The following is a 24,188-nucleotide window of genomic DNA, read 5'->3' on the forward strand; positions in this document are numbered from 1 at the left end:
CAGTGGCTGACGTACTACAACGCCCGCCGACGCCACAGCGCCCTGAACTACCTCTCACCCATCGAGTTCGAACAGCAACACCACACAGAACGTAGACTCACACTCGCAGCATGAACCCCTGTGTCCACACTCCGGGGGGCACCTCAGTTCGGGAGACATGAAGCCGGGGGTGCCGATCACCATGCCGGTGCTGGTCAGCGCGCTGGCCTCGCTGGCCACCGAGATGCCGAAGTCGATCACTCTCGGGCCGTCGGCGGCGAGGAGCACGTTGGAGGGTTTGAGGTCGCGGTGGACGACCCCGGCCGCGTGGATTGCCTCCAGGGCCTCGGCCAGTCCGGCGCCGAGGGCGAGTACCGACTGGGCCGGCCAGTGGCCGTGCCCGGCGATCGCCTCGCCCAGGGAGAGACCTGGTACGTAGACGGTGGCCAGCCAGGCCGGGGTGCCGTCCGGGTCGGCGTCGACCACGCCGGCGGTGAACGCTCCGTTGACCCGCCGGGCCGCGGTCACCTCGCGGGCGAAGCGGAGCCGGAAGCCGCCGTCTCTGGCCAGCTCGGGGCGCACTACCTTCACCGCGACCGGACGCCCGCCGGGCGAGCGGGCCAAGTACACCTGGCCCATGCCGCCCGAGCCGAGCCGTGCTGTGATCCGATAACGCCCCACCCGCCGCGGGTCCTCCGGCTCCAGGGCCTCGAACACTCCCACCCCATGCCCCCTACCCCGCGGCCCGTGGGGTCGCTGTCGAGATGCCCGTATCATTCCGGAGATTCCCGTTTCGCTCAACCACAGGCGCATAGCGGCGGATTCGGCCACGGGCGGGCCAGGATCGAAACGGGGCCGACCGGGAAAGTCCCGACGCATCGGCTCCTCTCGGCCGCTGTCCGCATGGCCGAGGTGCACGACCCGATGAACGCCCAACACGGCGGCACCGGCCCGCAGTTCGCGGCCAGATCGCATCCAGTTCGTCCCGCCGGTTGAAGCGGCCCAGGCCTGGTGACGCACCGTCAATGGCGCCCATGTGGTCGCCTCGGGGCAGGGCCCGTACGACCCCCGAAGCCGGGCGCGGGTGCCCTGTTCGCGGGTGGCAAACTCGTAGAACGACCCGAAGGGCCAGTCCCAACCTCACGTGGCCCAGGGAATGTGACACGGCACCCGCGGCACCGAGAGTCCCGAAGAAGGGCGAGCAAAGTGAAGATCGTGGTGGACGACCTGTCCGGCCCAGAGATCGCCGGGTTCCTCACCGAGCACGTCCAGCAGATGCGGTCGATTACGCCTCTGGAGAGCAAGCACGCCCTCGATCTCGACGGGCTCCGCAAGCCCGAGGTCACGTTCTGGTCGGTCCTGGACGGTGACACCCTGGTGGGCTGCGGTGCGATCAAGCGGCTGGGCGCGGGCCACGCGGAGTTGAAGTCGATGCGCGCCGAGCCGACGCGTAAGCGAAGCGGCATCGCATCCCTGCTCCTGGAGCACATCATCACCGAGGCCAAGCGCATGGGATTCACACGGCTGAGCCTGGAGACCGGCGCGGCCGAGTTCTTCCTGCCTGCCAGGAAGTTGTACGAGAAGTTCGGGTTCGTCCACTGCGAGCCGTTCGCCGACTACCAACCCGACCCGAACAGTACGTTCATGACGAGGATGCTCTAAGACTTCCCCGACCCCACTGCCACCGCCGGCGCCGTCTCGGTGCCCGGGCACGCCCCGGCATCGCCGTGCACGTCGTGTCTCCCCCGTCGCGACGGGGCCGTCTCGCCTTCAAACAGCCACGAGACGGCCTCTGGTCAGCGGCGGATGCGGGCGATGAGCAGGGCGACGTCGTCGTGGTCGTCCGGGTGGCGCAGTGCGGTCAGGAGGTGGTCGCAGGTGTCCTCCAGGTTGCGGTGGGGGCCGTCGAGGTGGGTGAGCAGGGCGCGTAGGCGGGTGTCGATGTCCTGGTCGCGGGTCTCGACCAGGCCGTCGGTGTAGAGAACGAGTTGGTCGCCGGGGTCCAGGTCGATGGCGGTGGTACGGAAGGGGACGCCGCCGACGCCCAATGGGGCGCCGGTGGGCAGGTCGAGTAGTTCGGGGGCGTGGCCGGGGCGCATGCGGACGGGGGGCAGGTGCCCGGCGGTGGAGATGTGGCATTGCGCGACGTGGGGGTCGTAGAGCGCGTAGGTGCAAGTGGCGATGTAGGGATCCAGCCCGGCGGTGATCCTGTCCAGGTTGCTGAGCACCTGCTTGGGCGCGAGGCCGAGTCCCGCGAGGGTCTGGGTGGCGGTGCGGAGCCGTCCCATGGTGGTGGCGGCGTTGATGCCGCTGCCCATGACGTCGCCGACGACCAGCGCGGTCCTGTCGCCGGGCAAAGGGAGGATGTCGTACCAGTCGCCGCCGACCTCGCTGGCGGCGCCGGCGGGCTGGTAGCGCGAGGCGACCTCCAGGCCGTACAGGGGTGGCGGCGGCTCGGGCAGGAGGCTGCGCTGGAGGGTGAGGGCGGTGTCGCGCTGCTTTTGGTACCAGCGGGCGTTGTCGATGCAGACGGCGGCGCGGGCGGCCAGCTCGACAGCCAGGGTGGCGTCGTCCTCGGTGAAGGGTTGTGGGTTGCGGGCGCGTACGAGATCGAGGGCGCCGAGGACTTCGCCGCGCGCGATCAGTGGCACGGCCAGGTAGGAGTGGACGCCTGACCGGGCCAGCAGTGCGGCGGCTCGGGGGTCGCGGGCTATCAGGGACAGGTCGGCGTCGCCCGTGTGGGCCACTATGACGGGCCTGCCCGTGTTGACGCATCGGGTGACCAGACGATCGGCGTCGTAGCGGGCTGCTTCGCCGGGAGTGTCGGCGGTGCCGACGGCGTCGGTGGGATAGGCGGCTGCTACGGCCAGGGCACGAAACAGCGCCGGTCCGTGAGCAGGGACAGTGGTGCGGTGGCCGGCCAGGGCGGAGTCGAGAACGTCCACGGCGGCCATGTCGGCGAGCTCGGGCACAGCGACATCGGCCAGCTCGCGGGCGGTCTGCTCAAGGTCCAGCGTGGTGCCGATGCGCGCGGAGGCGTCGGCGATCACAGCTAGCCGATGCCGGGCTCGCTCGGCATCCCGGGCGGCGCGGTGCCGGTCGGTGACATCCACCACCGAAGCGCCCACGCCCAGCACCTTCCCGCCGGGGTCTTCCAGTCGGTAGTAGGAGACCGACCACGCGTGCTCAGTGCCGGAGTTGCCCTGGGTGCGGCCGACGGTGTACTGGTCCAGCTGCGGGGTGCCGGTTGCCAGGACCTGCCGCATTGCGGACTCGATGCCGTCGGCGTCCAGGAACGGCAGTGCTTCTCGCACACTCCGACCGAGGTGCTGTTCGGCGGGGAGGCCGTTGATCCGTTCCAGAGCCGGGTTGACCATTACGTACCGCAGATCGGTGTCCAGTACGGCCAGCCCGATCGGCGACTGGTCGACGAGCCTCACGGACAGCGCCAGGTCCCGCTCCACGCGCCGCAATGTTGCCTGGTCGGTGGCCAGCCCGAGGGCGTACAGATCACCGCGGTCGTCCTGCAGTCGCATGTTGCGGAATTCCAGCAACCGCGTCCTGCCGTCTTTGTGCCGCACGGGGAAGACGCCCGCCCAGGTCCCTTCGCCCTCCATGACCTGAGCAAACAGATGAAGCACGCGGTCGACGTGTTCGTCTGCCACCAGCAGTTCGGCCGCGAACCGGCCGAGTGCCTCCTCGGCGCTGTAGCCCAGCAACGTCTGGGCCTGAGGGCTCCAGAATACGATCCGCCCTTCCGCATCCAGCACCCCCGCCGCAACGCCCAGCAGGTCCAGCAGCCCGCCCGGTGGCGAGGCACTCAGCTCGGCAGGCTCGGCGGGGCCGAGATCGGCCTGGAAGCCGTCTGTGTCCATGGCCAGCTGCTCCTTCCACCCGCGGACCCGGTGGCGACCGTGCCCCTGCGGCGGGCGACGTGGCGTCTTCCATCGTCTCTCCCCATCAGTGGCTGCCGCAGCCCCTGCGTGTGCGGCAGCGCCTGGTGTCCGTCGGAACCATGCGAGTGGAACCCGTTCGCGTCCGCCCGGTCAGCGACGTCGCCCATGCGCTCCACCAGGGCCCGGCAGAGGAGGAACCCTGCTCCGGTTGGGCAGTGCCTGCCGCCCGTGTGGCTGCGGTGGTGCGTGCTCGGGCAGCGCGAGCTCGGGCGCTGGGGGCGGCCGCATGGCCCGCCCGGCTCCGCGCAGGTCACGGGCGAGTGCACACACGTCGTACGGGAAGCCCGCATTGCCTCAGCTGTTGAGGAGAGCAGCCAGGTCGGCGACCCGGTACCCGTGGGCGTGGATGGCGTGGATGATCTGCGGGAGAGCCTGAACGTCGAGCGCCGGTCCATGTCCGTCGGGGGTGCCCACGTGCATCTGCACGATCCCACCAGGCGTCAGGGCATCCATGGCCCGGTCGACAGCCCTTTGAACAGTCATGCCACCGGCGGTTCCGAGGTAGCCATTGGTGTCAGCGGTGAACTCGATGTCAGCGAAACCGAGCGCATTGACAACCGCGATCCCTTCAGGGGTCGTGGCGCTGTAAGGGAACCGAAAGATCGGCAGCGGCTCCGCCCCGGTCGCCTGACGGATCGCACGGTCCGCCCGCAAAACCTCCTCCGACACTTCACGGCGGGTGAGGCCGTCGAACTCCGGGTGGCTGTAGGAGTGATTCCCGATCCCGTGCTCAGCCGCCATGGCCCGCGCGGCCTCGGGGTGACGCTCTGCGAACTCCCCGGTCAGGAAGAACGTGGCCGGCACCTTGTACCTGCGCAGCACCTGCAAGGCCGTCCCCACCCCGGTCTCGTCCCACGCCGCGTTGAAGGTCAGTACGACTACACGCCGCGTGGTGGGGATCTGCCGGATTTCCGAGCCGAAGAGCTTTCCCACCGGGCCCGGATCCACGTGCGCAGGCGGCAGGGCCGACCCGACCGTCACGGGGCTCCTGACAGGAGCAGGCGATGTGGTGGCGGCATAGCCGCTCGCGGGAAGGGCCATTACCCCCAGCACTACGACGGCGGCTGACAGGCGGCTGAAGGCGTTCAGCCTGAGGGCACCGAGGAAGCCAGACCTGGCAAGTACGCCCTGCGCCGCAGCCAGGGACCACGCGAACGCGGAAGCGAAACGGTTCATACACAGCAAACGCAGCGCCCCATGAAGCGACACGAAACGGGGACCTGGCACCCCCACTCGGGCGCCCATGCAAGCGGCGAGAAAAGACAGGGCTTCAACACCAGTCCTTCGGAGTTGGCATGACTTTCGCTCCCTGTCGAACGCACGGCCTGCGGGGCCACCGCTCCGCAGGCAGACGAGTGTCAAGTACGGGCAGCAGTCGACGGTGCGTGTCCTCGGCGCTCTGCGCCTTCGAGCAGCCAGGCCTCCACTGCGTCGGCACCGGCGGCCCGGTGCTGTGGGATGGTGGTCGCGTGACCTTGGAGGATCTCGTCCGGCTGCGCCGGGCCCGTGACCTGATGGACCGCGACTACGCGAAGCCGCTCGACGTTCCTGCGCTGGCGCGCTTCGCCCTCATGTCGCCGGGCCATTTCTCCCGCAGCTTTCGCGCTGCCTTCGGGGAGACGCCGTACAGCTACCTGATGACGCGCCGGATCGAGCGGGCCAAGGCGCTGCTGCGGCGGGGTGACCTGACGGTGACGGAGGTCTGCTTCGAGGTCGGCTGTACGTCGCTGGGGTCGTTCAGCTCGCGGTTCACCGAGCTGGTCGGCGAGAGCCCGAGCTCATACCGGGCCCGCCGCCATGACGAGGGCGCCGCCATCCCGGCCTGCGTCGCCAAGATCCACACGCGACCGGTCAGGAATGGAGAAGCGAAACCCGGCGCCCGCCCGTAGCGTGAAACGCATGGAAATCAAGCTCTCACAGTGCTTCATCGCCGTCGACGACCACGACAAGGCGCTCGCCTTCTACCGGGACGTTCTCGGCCTGGAGGTGCGCAACGACGTCGGGTTCGAGGGAATGCGCTGGGTGACCGTCGGCTCGCCGTCGCAGCCCGACGTGGAGATCGTTCTCGAACCCCCGCTCGCCGACCCGAACGCCTCGCCCGCCGACAAGCAGGCCATGGCGGAACTACTGGCCAAGGGCATGCTGCGCGGTGTCATCTTCAGGACCGACGACTGCGACGCCGCCTTCGAGCGCATCCGCGCCGCGGGCAGCGAGGTGCTGCAGGAGCCGGTCGACCAGCCGTACGGCGTCCGCGACTGCGCCTTCCGCGATCCCTCCGGCAACATGCTGCGCTTCAACCAGCCTCGCAAGCAGTGAGCTCTGGTCCCGCAAACCCTGCACTGCCCTGCCGGCGAACCCCGCGCCGCATCCAGGCTTGGCGCGAGGTGAACGAGACGGCCGGCCGCGAGCTCATGCGCGACGGCCACCGGCTGGTCTGACGCTTCGGCCGGGCGCACCGCGTGGCCGGGGCCCAGAGGCTCCACGGGCCGAAGCTGCGTGGAGGCATTGGTTCTTGGAGCGCCACCCCGGCCGTCACCGCCGATCAGGTGGACAGCGACCATTGCCGCGACCGCGCCGACGAAGTAGAACCAGTGGTACTGCTCGAAGCTGGTCAGATTGAGCCAGGCGACGCCGACGCAGACCGCGAAGGCGGGCCCCGCCGCTAACAGATGGAGACACGACGAGCATGGCCACGAGGACAGGCGCGCAGTCGCCTGCGCTGCACGCTGCCGACAGCCACGACCTGATCCGCGTCGTCGGTGCACGCGAGAACAACCTCAAGGACGTCAGCATCGAGATCCCGAAGCGCCGCCTGACGGTGTTCACCGGCGTCTCCGGCTCGGGCAAGAGCTCGCTGGTGTTCAACACGATCGCCGCGGAGTCACAGCGGATGATCAATGAGACCTACAGCGCCTTCGTGCAGGGCTTCATGCCGACCCTTGCGCGGCCCGAGGTCGACGTGCTCGACGGGCTGACCACTGCGATCACCGTCGACCAGCAGCGGATGGGCGCCGACCCCCGCTCCACGGTCGGCACCGCCACCGACGCCAACGCCATGCTGCGCATCCTCTTCAGCCGGCTCGGCAAGCCCCGCATCGGCCCACCCAGCGCGTACTCCTTCAACACCGCCTCGGTCCGGGCGAGCGGCGGGATCACCGTCGAACGCGGTGCCGCCAAGACCAAGACCGTGAAGGCGACCTTCCACCGCACCGGCGGCATGTGTACGCGCTGCGAAGGCCGGGGCTCGGTCTCCGACATCGACCTCACCCAGCTCTACGACGACTCCAAGTCGCTCGCCGAGGGCGCGTTCACCATCCCCGGCTGGAAGTCGGACAGCCAATGGACCGTGCAGGTCTATGCCCAGTCCGGCTTCGTCGACCCGGACAAGCCGATCCGCAAGTACACCAAGAAGGAGCTGCAGGCCTTCCTGTACGGGGAACCGGTCAAGGTCAAGGTCAACGGCGTCAACCTCACCTACGAGGGTCTGATCCCCAAGATCCAGAAGTCGTTCCTGTCCAAGGACAAGGAGGCGATGCAGCCGCACATCCGGGCGTTCGTGGAGCGGGCGGTCACCTTCACCACCTGCCCCGAGTGCGACGGCACCCGCCTGAGCGAGGGGGCCCGGTCGTCGAAGATCAAGCGGATCAGCATCGCGGACGCCTGCGCGATGGAGATCCGCGATCTGGCGGAGTGGGTCCGCGGCCTCAAGGAGCCGTCGGTGGCGCCGCTGCTCACCGCGCTGCAGCAGACCCTCGACTCGTTCGTGGAGATCGGCCTCGGCTATCTCGCCCTCGACCGGCCGGCGGGCACGCTGTCGGGCGGTGAGGCGCAGCGCGTCAAGATGATCCGCCATCTCGGCTCCTCGCTCACGGACGTCACGTACGTCTTCGACGAGCCGACGATCGGCCTGCACCCTCATGACATCCAGCGGATGAACGGCCTGCTCCTTCGACTGCGGGACAAGGGCAACACCGTGCTCGTCGTGGAGCACAAGCCGGAGGCGATCGCGATCGCCGACCACGTCGTCGACCTCGGTCCCGGCGCCGGTACGGCGGGTGGCACCGTCTGCTTCGAGGGGCCCCTCGAAGGGCTGCGGGGCAGCGACACCGTCACCGGCCGCCATCTCGACGACCGTGCCACCCTCAAGGAGACGGTGCGCAAGTCCACCGGCGCCCTGGAGATCCGCGGCGCGACGGCGAACAACCTCCGACACGTCGACGTCGACATCCCGCTCGGCATGCTCACCGTCATCACCGGCGTCGCCGGTTCCGGCAAGAGCTCGCTGGTGCACGGGTCGATCCCCACCGACGAGGGTGTGGTGTCGGTCGACCAGGCGCCGATCAAGGGCTCGCGACGGAGCAACCCGGCGACGTACACCGGACTGCTCGACCCGATCCGCAAGGCGTTCGCGAAGGCCAACGGCGTGAAGCCGGCGCTCTTCAGCGCCAACTCCGAGGGCGCCTGCCCCAACTGCAACGGCGCCGGCGTCATCTACACCGACCTGGCGATGATGGCCGGCGTCGAAACCACCTGCGAGGACTGCGAGGGGAAGCGGTTCCAGGCATCGGTCCTTGAATACACCCTGGGCGGCCGCGACATCAGCGAAGTGCTCGCGATGTCGGTGGCCGAAGCCGAGGAGTTCTTCGGCTCCGGCGAGGCACACACACCGGCCGCGCACAAAATCCTCGACCGGCTCGCAGACGTCGGGCTCGGCTACCTCACCCTCGGCCAGCCGCTCACCACACTGTCCGGCGGCGAGCGGCAGCGGCTCAAGCTGGCCACCCACATGGGCGACAAGGGCGGCGTCTACATCCTCGACGAACCGACCACCGGTCTCCACCTCGCCGACGTCGAGCAGCTGCTCGGCCTGCTCGACCGGCTCGTCGACTCCGGCAAGTCGGTCATCGTCATCGAGCACCACCAGGCAGTCATGGCGCACGCCGACTGGATCATCGACCTCGGCCCCGGCGCCGGCCACGACGGCGGCCGGATCGTCTTCGAGGGCACACCCGCCGACCTCGTCTCCGCCCGCTCCACCCTCACCGGCGAGCACCTCGCGACGTACGTCGGCACCTGACCGAGGCCTTCGCGGACACGGTGGGACGAGTTCTCTCATCTGTCTGAACTCGCCCCACTTGGTGTCCGACAACGATCGTTTCCTGCACGACCGCGAGGCGGTGCTGGGACGCCGACGCGGTGCGCGATCTACGGCTGGAGCACTAGGTGGGGTGCCGGCGGATCAGGGGCGGGCCAAGCCCCGCGACGCCGCGGAGATCGACCGGACACCCCCTAGTTCCGCAGCAGCCGGGAGGTCTGGGCCCACAGCCCGTCCAGTACGGCCGGGTCGTTCGCCAGCTTCGCGAACATGACCATGCCCTCCAGCTGGGCGAGGACCGCGCGGGCGGTGGTGCGGGTCGCGGCCGGGGTGGGGATCGTGCCCTGCTCCGCCGCATCCGTCAGCGCCGCGTGGACCAGGTCGATCTGCTCCTCGAAGATCTCCGCCAGCCGGGCCCGGACGGCCGCGTCCTGGGTGCTCAGCTCCAGCGCCAGATTGCCGAACAGGCAGCCGTTGACCGCGCCGTCCTGCGCCTTCGCCGTGCGCTGGGCGGCGGCCTGGTCGAGGAACAGTCGCTCCAGCCGGTCCTCTGCCGGCCCGTCGCCCCGCAGGGTCGCCACCCAGCCGGGCCGCTGGGCCGCCCAGTGCGCGTTGATCGCCTCGATCGTCAGGGCCTGTTTCGACTCGAAGAAGTGGTAGAAGCTGCCCTTCTTCACGTCCGCGCGGGCACAGATCTCGGCGACGCCGATCGTGCCGTAACCGCGGCTCAGCATCAGGCCACAGGCCGCGTCCAGCAGTCGTTCCCGTGCCGTGCTCGTCCGTCCCATGGCGATGAGTATACGGCCGGTCAACTATTCAGGGTGGTTTTTAGTTGACCGGTCGTCTACTGTCCTCATCGTGTGGTGGGAAACCCGCCCGTCACCTACCTGACCTGCGAGGACTTCGCTATGCCCGAAAACATCACGATCGCCGTCGCCTTCCACAGCGGCTACGGCCACACCGCCCGCCAGGCTCGCGCGGTCGCCGCCGGAGCCAGGTCGGTGTCCGGAACACAGGCCGAGCTGTGCGACGTGGCCGTCATGGACGACCGGCTGTGGGAGACGCTGGCCGCCGCCGATGCGATCGTCTTCGGCACGCCGACCTACATGGGCAGCCAGTCCGCCGTCTTCCAGGCTTTCGCCGAGGCCAGCGCCCCGGTCTGGATGGAGCAGGGCTGGGCCGGAAAGCTCGCCGCCGGCTTCACCAACTCCGCGGGCGTCAACGGTGACAAGCTGAACGTCCTGGTCTCTCTCGCGATCTTCGCCGCGCAGCACGGCATGAACTGGGTCTCGCTGGGCCTGCCGCCCGGCGGTGAGTACTCCACGACCGGAACCCCGGAGGACCTCAACCGCCTCGGCGGCTTCCTTGGCGCGATGGCCCAGTCGCCGTCCGACCTCGGCCCCGACGAAGCCCCGTCCGGGGCGGATCTGCGAACCGCCGAGCACCTCGGGCGCCGGGTGGCGGAGACCGCACTCGAGCAGGCGTCGGGCCGTACGGCGCTCACCCTCGCCCGGTGAACGCCCTCAACCCCAGACCTCCCTCAACTACTCAATCCCAAGGACGACTGTCATGACCGACGGAAAGCGTTCCTGGGCCCGTGGCCGCCTCACCGAGCTGCTGGGCCTCGAAGTCCCCATCGTGCAAGGCCCGTTCGGCGGCGGACTGTCGTCCGTGGCGCTCGCCTCCGCTGTCTCCGAGGGCGGCGGGCTCGGCTCGTACGGAGGACACATCCTCACCCCGGACGGAATCGGCACGCTCGTGAGCGACCTGCGGAAGGCCACCGCCCGGCCCTTCGCGGTCAACCTCTGGGTCCCGCACCCCGACGAAGCCGCGGCACCGCCCGACCGTGACCGGATGGCCCGGTACACCGGGCTGTTGCGCCCCTGGTTCGAGGAACTCGGGCTGTCCACAGCCCAGTTGGAGGAGCCGCCGCCCGCGCCGGGCTTCGCCGAGCAGATCGACGCACTGCTCGCGGCGGAGCCGCCGGTGATCAGCTTCGTGATGGGCATCCCCGAGAGCCGGGTGCTCGACGAGGCCCGGCGCCGGGGCATCCGGACCGTGGGCACCGCGACCACCGTCGAGGAGGCCCTCGCGATCGAGGCAGCGGGCATGGACGCCGTCGTCGCCTCGGGCAGCGACGCGGGAGGGCATCGCGGCTCGTTCCTGCGCCCCGTGAACGAGTCCCTCGTCGGGACCTTCTCCCTCGTCCCACAGGTCGCGCAGGCCGTGTCGATCCCCGTCGTGGCCGCCGGCGGCATCGCCGACGGCCGGGGAATCGCCGCCGCGCTGACGCTCGGCGCGGACGGAGTGCAGATCGGCACCGGCTTCCTGGCCACCAAGGAGTCCGGGGCGAGTGCCATCCACCGGGCCGCGCTGCACGGCCCCGACGCGCGTACGACCGTACTGACCCGAGCCTTTTCCGGGCGGCTCGCGCGAGCCATCCCCAACCGCTTCACGCGTGAATCACTGGCGTACGAGACCGAACTGGCCCCCTATCCAATCCAGTACACACTCACCCGCCCGCTGCGCACAGCGGCCGCGGAACGCGGTCTGGCCGACTACGTCAACCTCTGGTCCGGCCAAGCGGCAGCACTCACCCGGCCGCGCGACGCCCGCGCCTACCTCGACGAGCTCATCGCCGGCACCGGGGCGGCACTGGACCATCTGCCGCCCCAGCGCGACTAGGACTTGTCCGGCCACTCATGTGCGGAGCGGGCTGATCGCTCGTTCTACGGTGTTGCTCTTCTTGTACAGCTCTTCGTCGAAGCCGGACGGCCGTCCGCCTCGTGAGACATTGCGCAGGCGGGCGGCCTGGTCGTCGGTCTTCTCCGGGATGGGGCTCTGGTGCCGACGCTGTCCACGGCATCGCGTTCACCGCAGGCTGATGGCCCGTCAACCGGTTGAGCGCGGTCAGGCGGCAGGCTCCAGACGTACGCAGCATCGGCCCGGTTCAGGCGCCAGACATGCCTCAAACCCACTCTCGCCGAGTCCGTCAAGGACGCCGCGCAGCAGGTGAAGATTCATGCCGCATACCGTCTGGGCGTGCTCTCGAGCCAGGGTGTGGAAGGGGCAGTTGGCCAGCACGATGGCATCGCGCTCGTGCCGCGGTTCGAAGCCATGTCGTTCCAGCAGTTCGAAGACACCTGTTTTGCCCTGTTGGCCCAGCTGCGTGCCCAGTTCTTCGGCCTTGCGGTGCAGCGCGGTCCGCACGGGTTCACCGGTCGCCTCTGATTCCTCGATGGCCTGGGCGAGCAGCCGTCCGGCCAGCTCGTAGCGCCGGTCGGGCAGGCTGACGGCGATCTGTTTCGTCGAGCGCCGGTAGAGCTTGGCCGGCCTGCCCGCACCCGGCCCGGTGCGCCCGCTGCGGCGTTCGTAGACCACATCGAGCAGTGATTCGTCGGCCAGTCGGTCCAGGTGGAACGCCGCTGTCTGCCGCGCCAGGCCCAGGGCCGTCGCTGCTTCGTCCCGGCTGACCGGTCCCGACTGGCGTACGACGTGGTCGTACAGCCTCCGGCGGGTCGGCTCGTCGAGTGCTGCGACGGCGGAGACGTCGGTGTCGTGTGCTTCCTTCGGGTCGTCCACGAACACCAGTGTAAAACCCGTCGCCATTGACTAAAGAGCGAAGAGGGGCTTCTATCGTTAATGAGAGTTGTCGATAGAAGGAGGACGCCATGTCGTCCGCAACCACAACCACCACGCCCGGCACCGCCCGGCGGGCGATGCTTGCCGACCCGGGCTACCAGGCGTTCCTGATCCTGCGCACCGGATTCACGGTGGCGCCGATCCTGTTCGGGGCGGACAAGTTCGCCAACCTGCTCGTGGACTGGCCCACTTACCTCGCGCCCTGGATCAACAACCTCGTCCCGGGCAGTGCCCAGGCAGCCATGTATGCGGTGGGTGTGATCGAGATCGTGGCAGGGGTCGTCGTCGCCGTGGCGCCGCGCTTCGGCGGCTGGCTGGTGGCCGGCTGGCTGGGCGGGATCATCATCAACCTGCTGAGCATCCCGGGGCACTACGACGTCGCACTGCGTGACTTCGGACTGCTCCTCGGCGCAGTCGCGCTCGCCAGGCTTGCCCAGCGGTACCACGGCAACCAGCGGCGGCGGTGATGAGTCACCGCGTGCACTGAAGCCATCCGGCGGGTGGGCGCCGCACAGCGCCACCCGCCCGTACGCGTGCCGCAGCCGCAGCCGCAGCCCTGGAATCGTGATCGGCCGGATGCACAAGCGGTACGCCTGCGCCGATGAGAAGGTGGGGCCATGGGATCCATCCGGGGTTCCCCCGGAATCGACCGGCGTCCGCCGACTACGGCCTCGCGGACCGGCGGTTACGTTCCGCTCAGCGACTACGCAGTGATCGGCGACGGCCGCGCTGCCGCACTGGTCGCCCGCGACGGGTCGGTGGACTGGCTCGGGCTGCCCGATCTGGACTCGCCCGCACTGTTCGGCGCTGTGCTCGACGCTACCGACGGCGGCCGGTTCCTGCTCGAACCGGCAGTGCCTTACCGGACGGAACGCCGTTACTTGCCAGGCACCAACGTCCTGGAGACGACGTTCTTCACCATGCAGGGCACCGTGCGGGTCACCGATGCCCTGACCCTGCAGGACGACACCATGCTCGCTCCGATGCGAGAGCTGCAACGGCACATCAACGGGCTGTCCGGCTCCGTGCCGATGCGCTGGAGCGTGCAACCACGATTCCGTTACGGCACCCGCGCCATGCGGTTGGTCCGGCGCGGTGGAGTCCCGGTGGCGACAGCCGGCAGGCAGGCGCTCGCTGTCTGTGCCTGGGATGCCGGTGAGCCCCGGTGCGAGAGGGATTCGGTCGTCGGGAGCTTCCAACTGGCGTCGGGCGGACATGCCCTGATCGCGATGCCGTTCGCGGATCAGGAGCCGCTCGTCCTGCCGACCCGCTCTGAATGCGACATGCGCCTGGAGCACACGTGCGCGGCCTGGCGGCAGTGGGCACACGAGCGCATTTACGCAGGCAGGTGGCAGGAGGCGGTGATGCGCAGCCTGCTGACCTTGAAGATGCTCGTCTTCGCTCCGTCAGGTGCGGTCGCCGCGGCGGCGACGACCTCACTGCCGGAGCGCATCGGCGGCGAGCGCAACTGGGACTACCGCTTCTCCTGGGTCCGCGATTCAGCCTTCACCCTGGCTGCCTTCCTCCAGTCGAAGATGATGTGCTGGGTGGCGCTCGACCGCGCCACCGACCTTGCCGAGCGCCGCCTGATCCCGGACCGGCACCTGGCGCGCTGGCGGTCCGCCCGTATGGAGATCGCCACCTTCGTCGAGACCCGCTGCGCCTCGCCACGCCGCAACTGCTACGTGCGCTCCGCCGGCAGCGAGGACCTGGACGCCGCTGTCCTCCTCGGCCACCTTTATGGGTACGGCGGCAACGGTGAGCGCATGCGCGGCACGATCACGGCCGTGCGGGAGGAGCTGGTGCACGGGCCCTATGTCGACCGCTACTCCGGGGAAGACGGCCTCAGCGGCGGGGAGGGGGCGTTCGTGGCCTGCTCCTTCTGGCTCGCCGAGTCCCTGGCCCGCGCCGGAGACGTGCGCCAGGCCATTGGCCTGATGGATGACCTGGTCGATCTGGCGAACGACGTCGGCCTCTACAGCGAGGAGATCGACCCGGCCACCGGTTCCTTCCTGGGGAACCTTCCGCAGGGGCTGAGCCACTTGGCGCTGATCAGTGCCGCCTGCGCCATCAGTACCGCCGGCACGTTGGCGGGCGCGTGAGTGCCTGGGGAGCAGCCGCGGGCGCCTTCGTCGGCACGCTGGTGCTGACCACCACGTTGCGTGCCGCCAGTGAGCTGAGCCTGACACGGATGGACCTGCCGTTCCTGCTCGGCACGGCGGTGACTGTCAACCGCACGCGTGCCAAGGCTGTCGGCTACCTGATGCACTTCCTCAACGGCCAGATCTTCGCGTTCATGTACTACGCCGTCTTCCTCGCCATCGATCGAGCCGGCTGGTGGCTGGGAGCCCTGTTCGGTCTCGCACACGGCTTTTTCGTCGGCACCGCACTGGTGAACATCCTCCTGCCGCTCGTCCACCCCCGGATGGGCAGCCCTCTCACCAGCGCCCCCAACGTTGCCCTGCTGGAACCTCCGGGATTCCTGATGCTCAACTACGGGCCGAGCACACCGCTGGTTACCGTGCTCGCGCATATCGGTTACGGAGCCATCGTCGGAGGCTTCACCATGCTGGGCACCTGACCGCGCTCCAGCCCGCCACACGGCCGGGGTGCCGTCACCGGCCGGCGGACCTATCGTCTCCATATGGGTGACGCTCGGGGTGACTGGTGCGGCACTCCGATACCAGAGCCGATGGGGCCGCCCGGTCGCCGGTACTGCAGGCCGGCGCACCGGCACGCGGCCCGGCGCGCACGATGCCGGTGGCGGGACGTTGCGCAGGCGCGGCGGGCGACAGCCCATAACGCCGCGACAGTTCACGGGCCGTACCCGGCGGGCCGACCGGCGTGCTCGGCGGTGCCGGCCGGGTGGCAGACCGGTGCCGGCCCGAGCATCAGCTCTGCAGCCGCCCGCAACCGCATTCCGCGCCTGCGGCCCCCGTGCTTCGCCACCTGCGGGAGGCGGTGAAGGCATGCAGCAGCCCGCCCCACCTGACTCCGTCCCGGACCCCGGCGGCCTGGAACAGCTCAATGCCGCCGTCGCCGACATCGTGCAAGACAGCGGGGCGTCGGTGGGCCTGGTGTACCTCCTGGCGCCAGGTGAGCGGGTACTACGGCTGGCGGTCGTCTCCGGTGTCTCTCAGCAGATCGCTGCTCCGTGGGCGAGGATCGACGTCGGCGCACCGATCCCGGTCGCGGACGCCATGCGCGAGGGGCGTCTGGTGTGGCTGAGCGGCCAGGAGGAAGTCGCGCGCCGCTATCCCCGGCTCGGCCTCGTGCTTCCCTACGACTTCATGCTGGCAGCAGCACCGATCACTGACGGCACAACCGCGTGGGGCGGGCTCGTGCTGTTGTGGCCCATCTGGCACCCGCCGCAGCTGAGCCGGTCCGAGAGCGATGCGGTCAGCGCCTTCTGCCGCCGCGCGGCCCTCCTCCTTCAACGGGCCACCGACAGCGGCCACCCCGTGCTACCACCGGAAAAGCCCCGGGTGCTTCCCCCGCCTCGCCCTCGCGCCCCCGAGCGGGCCGAGGCACTGGCCGCGGTCGACTTCGCCGAACGCCTGCCGATGGGCTGCTGCGCACTGGATCTGGACGGCCGCATCACCTTCATCAACACCGCCGCAGCCGACCTGGTCGGCGCCGGCGCCGCAGTCCTGCGGGGGGCCCGACCATGGGAGGTGCTGCTGTGGCTCCACGAGCCGGTCTTCGAAGACCGCTACCGGGCCGCGGTGGTCACCCGCCAGCCCATGTCATTCACAGTGCTGCGCCCACCCGACACATCGCTGACGTTCCACCTCTTTCCCGACGGCTCCGGTGTCAGCGTCCACATCACCCCCGCGTCGACCAAACAGGCGCCCAACGCGTCTCGTCAGCAACCGCAACCCTCGGCAGAGCCGACGGGAGCGACTGCGCTCTACCATCTGATGCACCTGGCTGCCACCCTCACCGAAGCCGTCGGGACGAAGGAGGTCGTCGACCTGGTCGCCGACCAGATGGTGCCCGCCTTCGGCCCCCAGGCGCTGGCCCTGATGACGGCAGAGGAAGGCCGACTGCACATCATTGGCTATCGCGGATACGCCGCCGAGCTCATGGACCACTTCGACGCCGTGCCCCTGACCTCCAGCACCCCGGCCGTGCGCGTCCTGGCCACCGGCGTCCCCAGCTTCTTCGCCACCTTCGCGGACCTCAAACGCGCCTACTCCCCCGCCGTCCACCAGGACAACATGGCCGCCTGGGCCTTCCTCCCCCTGATCGCTTCCGGCCGCATCATCGGCTCCCTCGTCCTCGCCTACGACCAGCCGCAATCCTTCACTCCGGCAGAACGCGCCGTCCTGACCTCACTGGCGGGACTCATTGCCCAGGCCCTGGACCGCGCCCGCCTCTACGACACCAAGCACCAGCTCGCCCATGCCCTGCAATCCAGCCTGCTGCCTCGCACTCTGCCCCGCATCCACGGTCTGGACGTGGCCGCCCGCTACCTACCCGCCGGCCGCGGTATGGACATCGGTGGAGACTTCTACGACCTGATCCGCTGCGACGAGACCACGGCCGCCGTGGCGATCGGCGACGTCCAAGGCCACAACGTCACTGCAGCAGCCCTCATGGGGCAGGTCCGCACGGCCGTCCACGCCCACGCCACCGTCGGCACACCCCCCGGCGACGTCCTCGCCCGCACCAACCGCCTCCTGACGGACCTCGACACGGGACTGTTCACCAGCTGCCTCTACGCCCACCTCGACCTCGGCCGGCACCGCGCCCACCTCGCCAGCGCCGGACACCCTCCGCCCCTCCTGCGCCATCCCGACGGACACACCGAAGTCCTCCACGTGCCCCCTGGCCTGCTGCTCGGTATCGAACCCGACGCCGACTACCCGACCATCGAGATCCCCCTGCCACCCGGCACTGTGCTCGCCCTGTACACCGACGGACTCGTCGAAACCCCCGGCACCGACATCGACGAAGCCACTGCCGACCTCGCCCACCAGCTCGAACAGGCCCAGGATCGGACCATGGAGGCCCTCGCGGAGACACTCATCCACTACGCCACGAAATCAGCACCGCGCCATGACGACATCGCCCTTCTCCTCATCCAGGCGTCTGCCGGACAGTAAAGAGGCGATGTCGGGCGACAAACGTGGACCTCGGGGCATCCACCGACGGGCGGACAGCCTCGGACTTGCCGTGGGAGATCCTCCTGGGCCGACGTACCGCCGTACGCGGCGCGCCGCCGCTTCGCGAGGAGGTTGTCCGTCCCCAGAGAACGACAAAAGGCAAGGAGAGTACCAACTCCTTGCCATGTTCAATGTATAGCGCACTGGGGGGCTTGCGGCAAGGCCCCGGTCGTGCCGCAGAATCACCGGCCTAAGCCTGAATCTGTGGAAATTGATGGGGAGTCACGAAGTGCGTGTGCTGTTGTCGACGTATGGGTCGCGCGGGGATGTCCAACCGATGGCGGGACTCGCGGTGCAGTTGCGGGCGCTTGGCGCGGAGGTGCGGGTGTGCGCGCCGCCGGACGAGGAGTTCGCGAAGCTGCTGGCCGGTGTCGGCGTGGAGCTGGTGCCGGCCGCCGAGCCGATACGCACGGTGGTGACCGGGGGGACGGCGCCACCGTCGGCTGAGGGCCTGCCCCAGCGCGCGGCCGCGTTGGTCGCCGCGCAGTACGAGGCGGTCGTCGCGGCGGCCGAGGGATGCGACGCGGTGGTGGCGACCGGCCTGGTCCCGGCCGTGGCCGCGGCGCGGTCGGTGGCCGAGAAGCTGGGCATCCACTTCGTGTACGTGAGCTACTTCCCGACCATGCTGCCGTCGCCGCACCACGCGCCGCACCCACTGCCGCTCTGGCCGTTCCCGCCGGACATGACCGACAACCGGGCTCTGTGGGAGCTGAACGCCCAGGCCTTCAACGCGCTGTACGGCCCAGGGATCAACGCCCACCGGATGTCGATCGGTCTGCCGCCGGTGGACGACATCCGCGACTACGTCTTCACCGACCGGCCGTGGCTGGCGGCGGACCCGGTCCTGGGGCCGTGGCAGGAGCCGGCGGACCTCGACGTGGTGCAGACCGGCGCGTGGATCCTGCCGGACGAACGCCCGCTGTCGGCCGAGTTGGAGGCGTTCCTGGACGCCGGCGAACCCCCGGTGTACGTGGGCTTCGGCAGCATGCCCATGCGCGAGTCGACGGACGTCGCCCAGGTGGCCATCGAGGCGGTCCGCGCGCAGGGCCGCCGCGCAGTCGTCGCCCAGGGCTGGGCCGAGCTGGGCCTGATCGACAACCAGGACGACTGCTTCGCCGTCGGCGAGGTCAACCAGCAGGCACTGTTCGGCCGGGTGGCCGCCGTCGTGCACCACGGCGGCGCGGGCACCACGACGACGGCCGCCCGGGCCGGCGCGCCTCAGGTGGTGGTACCCCAGATCGTGGATCAGCCGTACTGGGGAGGCCGCGTGGCCGAGTTGGGCATCGGCGCGGCACACAACGGTCCGACTCCGACCTTCGAGTCCCTGTCGGCCGCGCTCAGGACGGCCCTGACCCCTGAGACCCGCGCACGAGCGACCGCCGTGGCCGGCACCATCCGCACCGACGGGGCGACGGTGGCTGCGCAACTGCTGCTCGACGCGGTCAGCTGAGAAAGCCCGCCAGTGCCCGCGTGAACCACGCGGGATCGTCGAGCCAGAACCCAGAACCCAGAACACGAGAACCTGCGAACCCTGGCGACTTGAACCGACACCAGGTTCGTCACGCCGGTCCACACGCCCTGCTGCACGCAATGGTCCAAGTGACCTCAGATCGGAGCCAATAACGTGAACCCCCTGACTACCAGGGCGTTTGACCTTCCCGACCACCTCTCCCCCAAGGCCGACCCGACGCTGATCGCCGGCGATGAGGAGCACTTCGCGGCCATCGCGGAGTGTCTCGAGCAGTCGATCGCCGATGTGTCCGACCGCCTCGATGCCGCGCGCAAGGCGCCCGGCGGCATGGGCCGGCAGGCGATGGACCGGGACATGGAGATCCACCGGCTGACCGCTCGCCTGCGCGCACTGCGTCGCTTCGGTCTGGACCTGTGCCTCGGACACATGGTCAGCGCGGACAACCCCGAGCCGGTGTACGTCGGACGGCTTGGCCTTACGGACAGCGCGGGTCGTCGGCTGCTGCTCGACTGGCGCTCCCCCGCGGCTGAGCCGTTCTTCGGAGCCACCCACGCCAACCCGATGGGTCTGGCAAGCCGCCGCAGGTATCGCTGGACCCGCGGCCGGATCAGCGACTACTGGGACGAGGTGTTCACCTCGGACGGGTTTGCTGGGCACGCCGCGCTCGACGACCAGTCCGCTTTCATCGCCAGCCTGGGCAGCAACAGGTCGGCACGGATGCGAGACGTGCTCGGCACCATCCAGGCCGACCAGGACGCCATCATCCGCGCGGAATCCCGCGGCGCTCTCGTCGTCGACGGCGGTCCGGGTACGGGGAAGACCGTCGTCGCTCTGCACCGCTCCGCCTACCTCCTCTACTCCGACCCTCGCCTCGGTCACCGTCGGGGCGGTGTGCTGTTCGTCGGTCCGCACCGGCCCTACCTGGCCTACGTCGCCGACGTCCTCCCCAGCCTCGGAGAGGAGGGCGTGCAGACCTGCACCCTGCGGGACCTCGTCGCCGAGGGAGCCGCAGCAGCGGTCGAGGCCGACCCGGACGTGGCCCTCCTGAAGTCGTCCGCGAACCTGGTGAACGCGATCGAGACGGCCGTCAGGTTCTACGAGAAGCCGCCCACCAAGGGGATGACAGTCACGACCCACTGGTCCGACATCTGGCTGAGCGCCGACGATTGGGCCGTGGCGTTCGAAGCTGCAGAACCCGGCACTCCGCACAACGAGGCGCGCGACCAGGTCTGGGAGGAGCTGCTCACAATCCTGGTGGACAAGCACGACGGCGACGCCCCGGCTGACCTGCTCCGCAAGTCGCTGCTGCAGAACAGGGAGCTGCTCACGACCTTCAACCGCGCGTGGCCGCTGCTCGAAGCGGCTGACCTCGTGGGAGACCTGTGGTCGATACCCGCCTACCTGCGGATGTGCGCTCCCTGGCTCAGCCCCGATGACGTGTCGCAGCTGCAGCGCGGGGACGCCCAGGCCTGGACGGTGTCCGACCTGCCGCTCCTGGACGCTGCACGGCAGCGGCTCGGCGACCCGGAGGCATCGCAACGTAAGCGTCGGCACAACGCCTCTGTCGCCGCCGAACGCGAGCGCATGGCCGGCGTCATCGACGCCGTGCTCGAGGCCGATGCCGACGGTGAAGGTGCGGTGACGATGCTGCGCGGACAGGACCTGCAGGACACCCTGGTCGACGAGACCGCACTGCCCAGCACCGAACCGGACCTGCTCGCCGGCCCGTTCGCGCACATCGTCGTGGACGAGGCTCAGGAACTGACCGATGCAGAGTGGCAGATGTTGCTGCTCCGCTGCCCGTCCCGGAGCTTCACCATCGTCGGGGATCGTGCCCAGGCCAGGCACGGGTTCACGGAGTCGTGGCAGGAACGGCTCGAGCGGATCGGGCTCGACCGGATCAACCTGGCCTCCCTGAGTATCAACTACCGGACGCCGGATGAAGTGATGGCGGAAGCCGAGCCGGTCATCCGGGCCGTGCTCCCGGACGCCAACGTGCCGAGCTCCATCCGCAGCAGCGGAGTCCCCGTCGTACACGGGTCTGCTTCGGATCTGAGCTCGATCCTCGACACCTGGCTCGCCTCACATGCCGACGGGATCGCCTGCGTCATCGGCACTGGTGACATCGGCGAGGGCACGTTCCGGACAACGTCCCGCGTCCGGTCGCTGACCCCGGAGCTGTCGAAGGGGCTCGAGTTCGACCTGGTCGTCCTCATCGACCCGGAGGAGTTCGGCAAGGGCATCGAAGGAGCGGTCGACCGCTATGTCGCGATGACCCGAGCGACCCAGCAACTCGTCATCCTCACGAGCTCCTGAGCCGGCCGGGCGAACGCCCGCTCCCGGCCGGGTCGGTGGCGTTCCTGGACGCCGGCACACCACGGTGTACGTGGGCTTCGGCAGCATGCCCATGGCGGGGAGGAGCCACCAGTACCTCCCTCCCACGAGGTCCAACAGCTTCTCCAGCTGCGCCACGCCCTTCGAGGTCTGGCTCTTCACCGTACCTACGGAGATACCGAGGGCCGGCGCCGTATCACGCTCGGAGAGGTCGAAGGCGTGACGCAGTACCACCCAGGCACGTTTCCTTCGCCAACGACTGGCTGCGCGCCGACCACCCGGACATCACGTCAGGCACACAAGCTGTCGGGATTCCCAGTAACCGGCCGAAGGTCGCGGCGTACACCGGAATCCCTCACCGGATACGGACAACGGGCACTGGCGCTCGATCGGGCAGGGTGCCGAGTGGTTCGAAGCCCTGCCCCCCGAGTACCAGTTGGAGGCGCTTCGGGATCCGGGCGGCCACTGCATCCAGGCGCGTGTGACGGTGGCGGGCCGGCCCGACCCGTCATGCAGCAGCCCACCGACATGATCGTGCCGCGTCGTGCGCCCGTGCATCTACGGGCAGAACGGCCAAGAACGTACGGGCGGCCCGATGAGGACGTGGCGCACCTCACAGTCACAGACGTACCTACTAGTCGGTATGGTCGAGGGGTTCATGGACGACAGGAGGCTTCATGTCTGCGACCAACCGCCAGATCCGTCTGGCAGCCCGCCCCGTGGGTGACGTCAAACCCGAGGACTGGGAACACGTCTCCGCACCCGCCGAGGCACCCGGTCCCGGCCAGTTCGCGGGCAGAACGCGCGTCATATCGCTGGACCCCGCGATGCGCGGCTGGCTCGACGACCGCCCCTCCTATCTCCCGCCCGTCGGGCTCGGTGAGGTGATGCGCGCGGGATCGGTCATCGAGGTGACCGCCTCCAACCACCCCGGCTTCCAGCCCGGCGATCACGTCGTGGGCACTTTCGGCGTCCAGGAGCACGTCGTGTCCGACGGCAAGGGTGCCCTGAAGATCGACACCTCGCTCGCGCCGCCCTCGACCTACCTCGGCGCACTCGGCATGCCCGGCATGACCGCGTACTTCGGACTGCTGGACGTCGGCGCCCTCAAGGAGGGCGAGACCGTCGTCGTCTCCGGCGCGGCGGGTGCGGTCGGCACCATGGTCGGCCAGATCGCCAAGGTGAAGGGCTGCCGCGTCATCGGCATCGCCGGAGGGCCCGAGAAGTGCGCGCTGCTCACCGACGAGCTGGGATTCGACGCGGCGATCGACTACCGGGCCGGCGACGTCAAGCGTGCGCTGCGAGAGCAGACTCCTGACGGCATCGACGTCTACTTCGACAACGTCGGAGGGGACATCCTCGACGCTGCGCTCACCCGGCTGGCCATGCACGCTCGCGTGGTGGTCTGCGGCGCGATCAGCCAGTACAACAACGCGACACCGGTCAACGGCCCGTCGAACTACATGTCCCTGCTCGTGCGCCGTGCCCGCATGGAGGGCTTCGTGGTCTTCGACTACGCCAAGCGCTACGCGCAGGCCGCACAGGAGATCGCCGGGTGGATCGGCGACGGCCGGCTCAAGGTCAAGGAGCATGTGGTGAAGGGGACGGTGAACGACTTCCCCGAGACGCTGCAGATGCTCTTCCGCGGCGAGAACGTCGGCAAGCTCGTGCTGGAGCTGGCATGACCGCCGAGGCGAGCGGAATGACCCCGCAGGCGGGCCGGTCCGCCCCGGGCGCGCAAGAATCGGCAACGCTGCGCGGCAAGGTCGCCATCGTCACGGGCGGTGCCAGCGGACTGGGCAGGGCCACGGCGCTGGCGCTCGCTGAGGCGGGCGCGGAGGTGGTCGTCGCCGACCTCGACGCGGAGGGCGGCCGGGAGGTGGCCGACATCGTCGGCGGGCACTTCCGGGCGTGCGACGTCTCCGACCTCGATGCGAACCGTGCTCTGGTGGACTACGCCGTTGAGCGCTGCGGCGGTGTCGACATCGCCTTCCTGAACGCGGGCGTGGCGACGGGCTGCGGCGTCGGCGACGACTTCGACCTGGCGCGGTATCGCCGCGCCATGGGCGCCAACCTTGACGGCGTTGTCTTCGGCACTCATGCGGTCCTGCCGGCGCTGCGGGCCCGCGGCGGTGGGTCGATCGTGGCAACCGCGTCCCTGGCCGGCCTGGCCTCGGTACCGCTCGACCCCCTGTACGGGGCCAACAAGCATGCCGTGGTCGGTCTCGCACGTTCACTGGGACCGGCGCTGGCGCCCGACGGCATCCGGTTCAACGCGGTCTGCCCGGGCTTCGCCGAGTCGCGGATCATCGACCCGCTGCGCGGCATGCTCTCCGAGCAGGGCACGCCGGTCATCCCGGCGGAGGTCGTCGCCGACACGGTGCTGCGCATCGTCACCGGCGACGGCGCCGGGGAGTGCTGGCTCATCCAGGCAGGCCGCGCCCCGGAGCCGTTCCGCTTCCGCAATGTCCCGGCTCCGGGGCGGCCCGCGTACTCCTGAGCCGCACTTTCGGACTGCCGGAGGCGCCCCTGCCGCCGCCTGC

19 protein-coding genes and 3 pseudogenes are annotated in these 24,188 nt (G+C 69.5%); 16 read left to right on the plus strand and 6 right to left on the minus strand.

Annotated elements, in window-relative coordinates; translation table 11 throughout:
• The first annotated feature begins 6 nt into the window (after positions 1-6).
• Positions 7-114, plus strand: coding sequence for an IS3 family transposase (locus tag J7I98_RS42900; protein WP_374225145.1), 108 nt, complete (start codon positions 7-9; stop codon positions 112-114).
• 33 nt (positions 115-147) lie between these two features.
• On the opposite strand, the pseudogene J7I98_RS17385 reads toward J7I98_RS42900, so the two are convergent.
• Positions 148-660 (minus strand): annotated as a pseudogene (locus J7I98_RS17385) (serine/threonine-protein kinase); the annotation flags it as partial.
• A gap of 525 nt (positions 661-1,185) precedes the next feature.
• Here J7I98_RS17385 and J7I98_RS17390 point away from each other — a divergent pair.
• On the plus strand, positions 1,186-1,641 hold the full coding sequence (locus J7I98_RS17390) for a GNAT family N-acetyltransferase (RefSeq protein ID WP_214921640.1): 456 nt from the start codon (positions 1,186-1,188) through the stop codon (positions 1,639-1,641).
• A gap of 134 nt (positions 1,642-1,775) precedes the next feature.
• Here the strand turns inward: J7I98_RS17390 and J7I98_RS17395 are convergent, their stop codons facing one another.
• Both J7I98_RS17395 and J7I98_RS17400 read right to left on the minus strand, forming a co-directional pair.
• Entirely contained in the window at positions 1,776-3,854 is a 2,079-nt protein-coding gene (locus J7I98_RS17395; RefSeq protein ID WP_214921641.1) for a SpoIIE family protein phosphatase, read from the minus strand.
• A 375-nt stretch (positions 3,855-4,229) separates the two neighbouring features.
• The gene (locus tag J7I98_RS17400) at positions 4,230-5,111 is read right to left on the minus strand and encodes a polysaccharide deacetylase family protein (protein WP_251020793.1); all 882 of its coding nucleotides are present in this window, start codon (positions 5,109-5,111) and stop codon (positions 4,230-4,232) included.
• 293 nt (positions 5,112-5,404) lie between these two features.
• Between J7I98_RS17400 and J7I98_RS17405 the strand changes: the two genes are divergently transcribed.
• The 4 genes and pseudogenes from J7I98_RS17405 (at position 5,405) to J7I98_RS17415 (ending at position 9,012) form a co-directional block, all read left to right on the plus strand.
• Positions 5,405-5,824 carry a helix-turn-helix domain-containing protein gene (locus tag J7I98_RS17405; RefSeq protein ID WP_214921642.1) on the plus strand — a complete coding sequence of 140 codons (420 nt, stop codon included), beginning with the start codon at positions 5,405-5,407 and terminating at the stop codon, positions 5,822-5,824.
• 10 nt (positions 5,825-5,834) lie between these two features.
• A complete protein-coding gene (locus tag J7I98_RS17410) occupies positions 5,835-6,251 on the plus strand; it encodes a VOC family protein (protein ID WP_214921643.1) in 417 nt (138 codons plus the stop codon).
• A gap of 32 nt (positions 6,252-6,283) precedes the next feature.
• A pseudogene (locus tag J7I98_RS42905) lies at positions 6,284-6,373 on the plus strand (pyridoxamine 5'-phosphate oxidase family protein); the annotation flags it as partial.
• Positions 6,374-6,621: 248 nt separating this feature from the next.
• Positions 6,622-9,012 (plus strand): excinuclease ABC subunit UvrA, encoded by a 2,391-nt coding sequence (locus J7I98_RS17415; RefSeq protein ID WP_214921644.1) that lies wholly within the window; start codon positions 6,622-6,624, stop codon positions 9,010-9,012.
• 212 nt (positions 9,013-9,224) lie between these two features.
• Here the strand turns inward: J7I98_RS17415 and J7I98_RS17420 are convergent, their stop codons facing one another.
• On the minus strand, positions 9,225-9,818 hold the full coding sequence (locus J7I98_RS17420) for a TetR/AcrR family transcriptional regulator (RefSeq protein WP_214921645.1): 594 nt from the start codon (positions 9,816-9,818) through the stop codon (positions 9,225-9,227).
• Positions 9,819-9,938: 120 nt separating this feature from the next.
• Between J7I98_RS17420 and J7I98_RS17425 the strand changes: the two genes are divergently transcribed.
• Together J7I98_RS17425 and J7I98_RS17430 are read left to right on the plus strand one after the other, a co-directional pair.
• Entirely contained in the window at positions 9,939-10,547 is a 609-nt protein-coding gene (locus J7I98_RS17425; protein WP_214921646.1) for a flavodoxin family protein, read from the plus strand.
• A 52-nt stretch (positions 10,548-10,599) separates the two neighbouring features.
• Entirely contained in the window at positions 10,600-11,715 is a 1,116-nt protein-coding gene (locus J7I98_RS17430) for a nitronate monooxygenase family protein (protein WP_214921647.1), read from the plus strand.
• A gap of 225 nt (positions 11,716-11,940) precedes the next feature.
• Here the strand turns inward: J7I98_RS17430 and J7I98_RS17435 are convergent, their stop codons facing one another.
• Positions 11,941-12,618 (minus strand): metalloregulator ArsR/SmtB family transcription factor, encoded by a 678-nt coding sequence (locus tag J7I98_RS17435; protein ID WP_214921824.1) that lies wholly within the window; start codon positions 12,616-12,618, stop codon positions 11,941-11,943.
• Positions 12,619-12,701: 83 nt separating this feature from the next.
• Between J7I98_RS17435 and J7I98_RS17440 the strand changes: the two genes are divergently transcribed.
• The 6 genes from J7I98_RS17440 to helR all read left to right on the plus strand — a co-directional run bounded on the left by J7I98_RS17440 (position 12,702) and on the right by helR (position 21,627).
• Positions 12,702-13,139 carry a hypothetical protein gene (locus J7I98_RS17440; RefSeq protein ID WP_214921648.1) on the plus strand — a complete coding sequence of 146 codons (438 nt, stop codon included), beginning with the start codon at positions 12,702-12,704 and terminating at the stop codon, positions 13,137-13,139.
• A gap of 150 nt (positions 13,140-13,289) precedes the next feature.
• Positions 13,290-14,774, plus strand: coding sequence for a glycoside hydrolase family 15 protein (locus J7I98_RS17445; RefSeq protein ID WP_214921649.1), 1,485 nt, complete (start codon positions 13,290-13,292; stop codon positions 14,772-14,774).
• A complete protein-coding gene (locus J7I98_RS17450; protein ID WP_214921650.1) occupies positions 14,771-15,253 on the plus strand; it encodes a hypothetical protein in 483 nt (160 codons plus the stop codon). The genes J7I98_RS17445 and J7I98_RS17450 overlap by 4 nt, the downstream gene beginning before the upstream one ends.
• Positions 15,254-15,641: 388 nt before the next feature.
• The gene (locus J7I98_RS17455; RefSeq protein ID WP_214921651.1) at positions 15,642-17,780 is read left to right on the plus strand and encodes a SpoIIE family protein phosphatase; all 2,139 of its coding nucleotides are present in this window, start codon (positions 15,642-15,644) and stop codon (positions 17,778-17,780) included.
• Positions 17,781-18,069: 289 nt separating this feature from the next.
• Positions 18,070-19,290 carry a glycosyltransferase gene (locus J7I98_RS17460; protein ID WP_308377836.1) on the plus strand — a complete coding sequence of 407 codons (1,221 nt, stop codon included), beginning with the start codon at positions 18,070-18,072 and terminating at the stop codon, positions 19,288-19,290.
• Between the two features lie 174 nt (positions 19,291-19,464).
• A complete protein-coding gene (gene helR, locus J7I98_RS17465) occupies positions 19,465-21,627 on the plus strand; it encodes an RNA polymerase recycling motor ATPase HelR (RefSeq protein ID WP_214921653.1) in 2,163 nt (720 codons plus the stop codon).
• 129 nt (positions 21,628-21,756) lie between these two features.
• Here helR and J7I98_RS17470 read toward each other — a convergent pair.
• Positions 21,757-21,894 (minus strand): annotated as a pseudogene (locus J7I98_RS17470) (sigma factor-like helix-turn-helix DNA-binding protein); the annotation flags it as partial.
• A 428-nt stretch (positions 21,895-22,322) separates the two neighbouring features.
• On the opposite strand from J7I98_RS17470, the gene J7I98_RS17475 reads away from it, so the two are divergent.
• Entirely contained in the window at positions 22,323-23,330 is a 1,008-nt protein-coding gene (locus tag J7I98_RS17475; RefSeq protein WP_214921654.1) for an NADP-dependent oxidoreductase, read from the plus strand.
• Positions 23,327-24,145 carry an SDR family NAD(P)-dependent oxidoreductase gene (locus tag J7I98_RS17480; protein WP_251020796.1) on the plus strand — a complete coding sequence of 273 codons (819 nt, stop codon included), beginning with the start codon at positions 23,327-23,329 and terminating at the stop codon, positions 24,143-24,145. The genes J7I98_RS17475 and J7I98_RS17480 overlap by 4 nt, the downstream gene beginning before the upstream one ends.
• Positions 24,146-24,188 lie beyond the last annotated feature (43 nt).

This window comes from Streptomyces sp. ISL-98 (assembly GCF_018614055.1).
Lineage (GTDB): Bacteria > Actinomycetota > Actinomycetes > Streptomycetales > Streptomycetaceae > Streptomyces > Streptomyces spiramyceticus.

Excerpts from the sequence above, each read along its gene's own strand:
- J7I98_RS17440 (WP_214921648.1), top strand. The coding sequence starts at position 12,702 with ATGTCGTCCGCAACCACAACCACCACGCCCGGCACCGCCCGGCGGGCG.
- J7I98_RS17415 (WP_214921644.1), top strand. The coding sequence starts at position 6,622 with ATGGCCACGAGGACAGGCGCGCAGTCGCCTGCGCTGCACGCTGCCGAC.
- J7I98_RS17420 (WP_214921645.1), bottom strand. The coding sequence starts at position 9,818 with ATGGGACGGACGAGCACGGCACGGGAACGACTGCTGGACGCGGCCTGT.
- J7I98_RS17430 (WP_214921647.1), top strand. The coding sequence starts at position 10,600 with ATGACCGACGGAAAGCGTTCCTGGGCCCGTGGCCGCCTCACCGAGCTG.
- J7I98_RS17455 (WP_214921651.1), top strand. The coding sequence starts at position 15,642 with ATGCAGCAGCCCGCCCCACCTGACTCCGTCCCGGACCCCGGCGGCCTG.
- J7I98_RS17400 (WP_251020793.1), bottom strand. The coding sequence starts at position 5,111 with ATGAACCGTTTCGCTTCCGCGTTCGCGTGGTCCCTGGCTGCGGCGCAG.
- J7I98_RS17425 (WP_214921646.1), top strand. The coding sequence starts at position 9,939 with ATGCCCGAAAACATCACGATCGCCGTCGCCTTCCACAGCGGCTACGGC.
- J7I98_RS17445 (WP_214921649.1), top strand. The coding sequence starts at position 13,290 with ATGGGATCCATCCGGGGTTCCCCCGGAATCGACCGGCGTCCGCCGACT.
- J7I98_RS17475 (WP_214921654.1), top strand. The coding sequence starts at position 22,323 with ATGTCTGCGACCAACCGCCAGATCCGTCTGGCAGCCCGCCCCGTGGGT.
- J7I98_RS17395 (WP_214921641.1), bottom strand. The coding sequence starts at position 3,854 with ATGGACACAGACGGCTTCCAGGCCGATCTCGGCCCCGCCGAGCCTGCC.
- J7I98_RS17410 (WP_214921643.1), top strand. The coding sequence starts at position 5,835 with ATGGAAATCAAGCTCTCACAGTGCTTCATCGCCGTCGACGACCACGAC.
- J7I98_RS17480 (WP_251020796.1), top strand. The coding sequence starts at position 23,327 with ATGACCGCCGAGGCGAGCGGAATGACCCCGCAGGCGGGCCGGTCCGCC.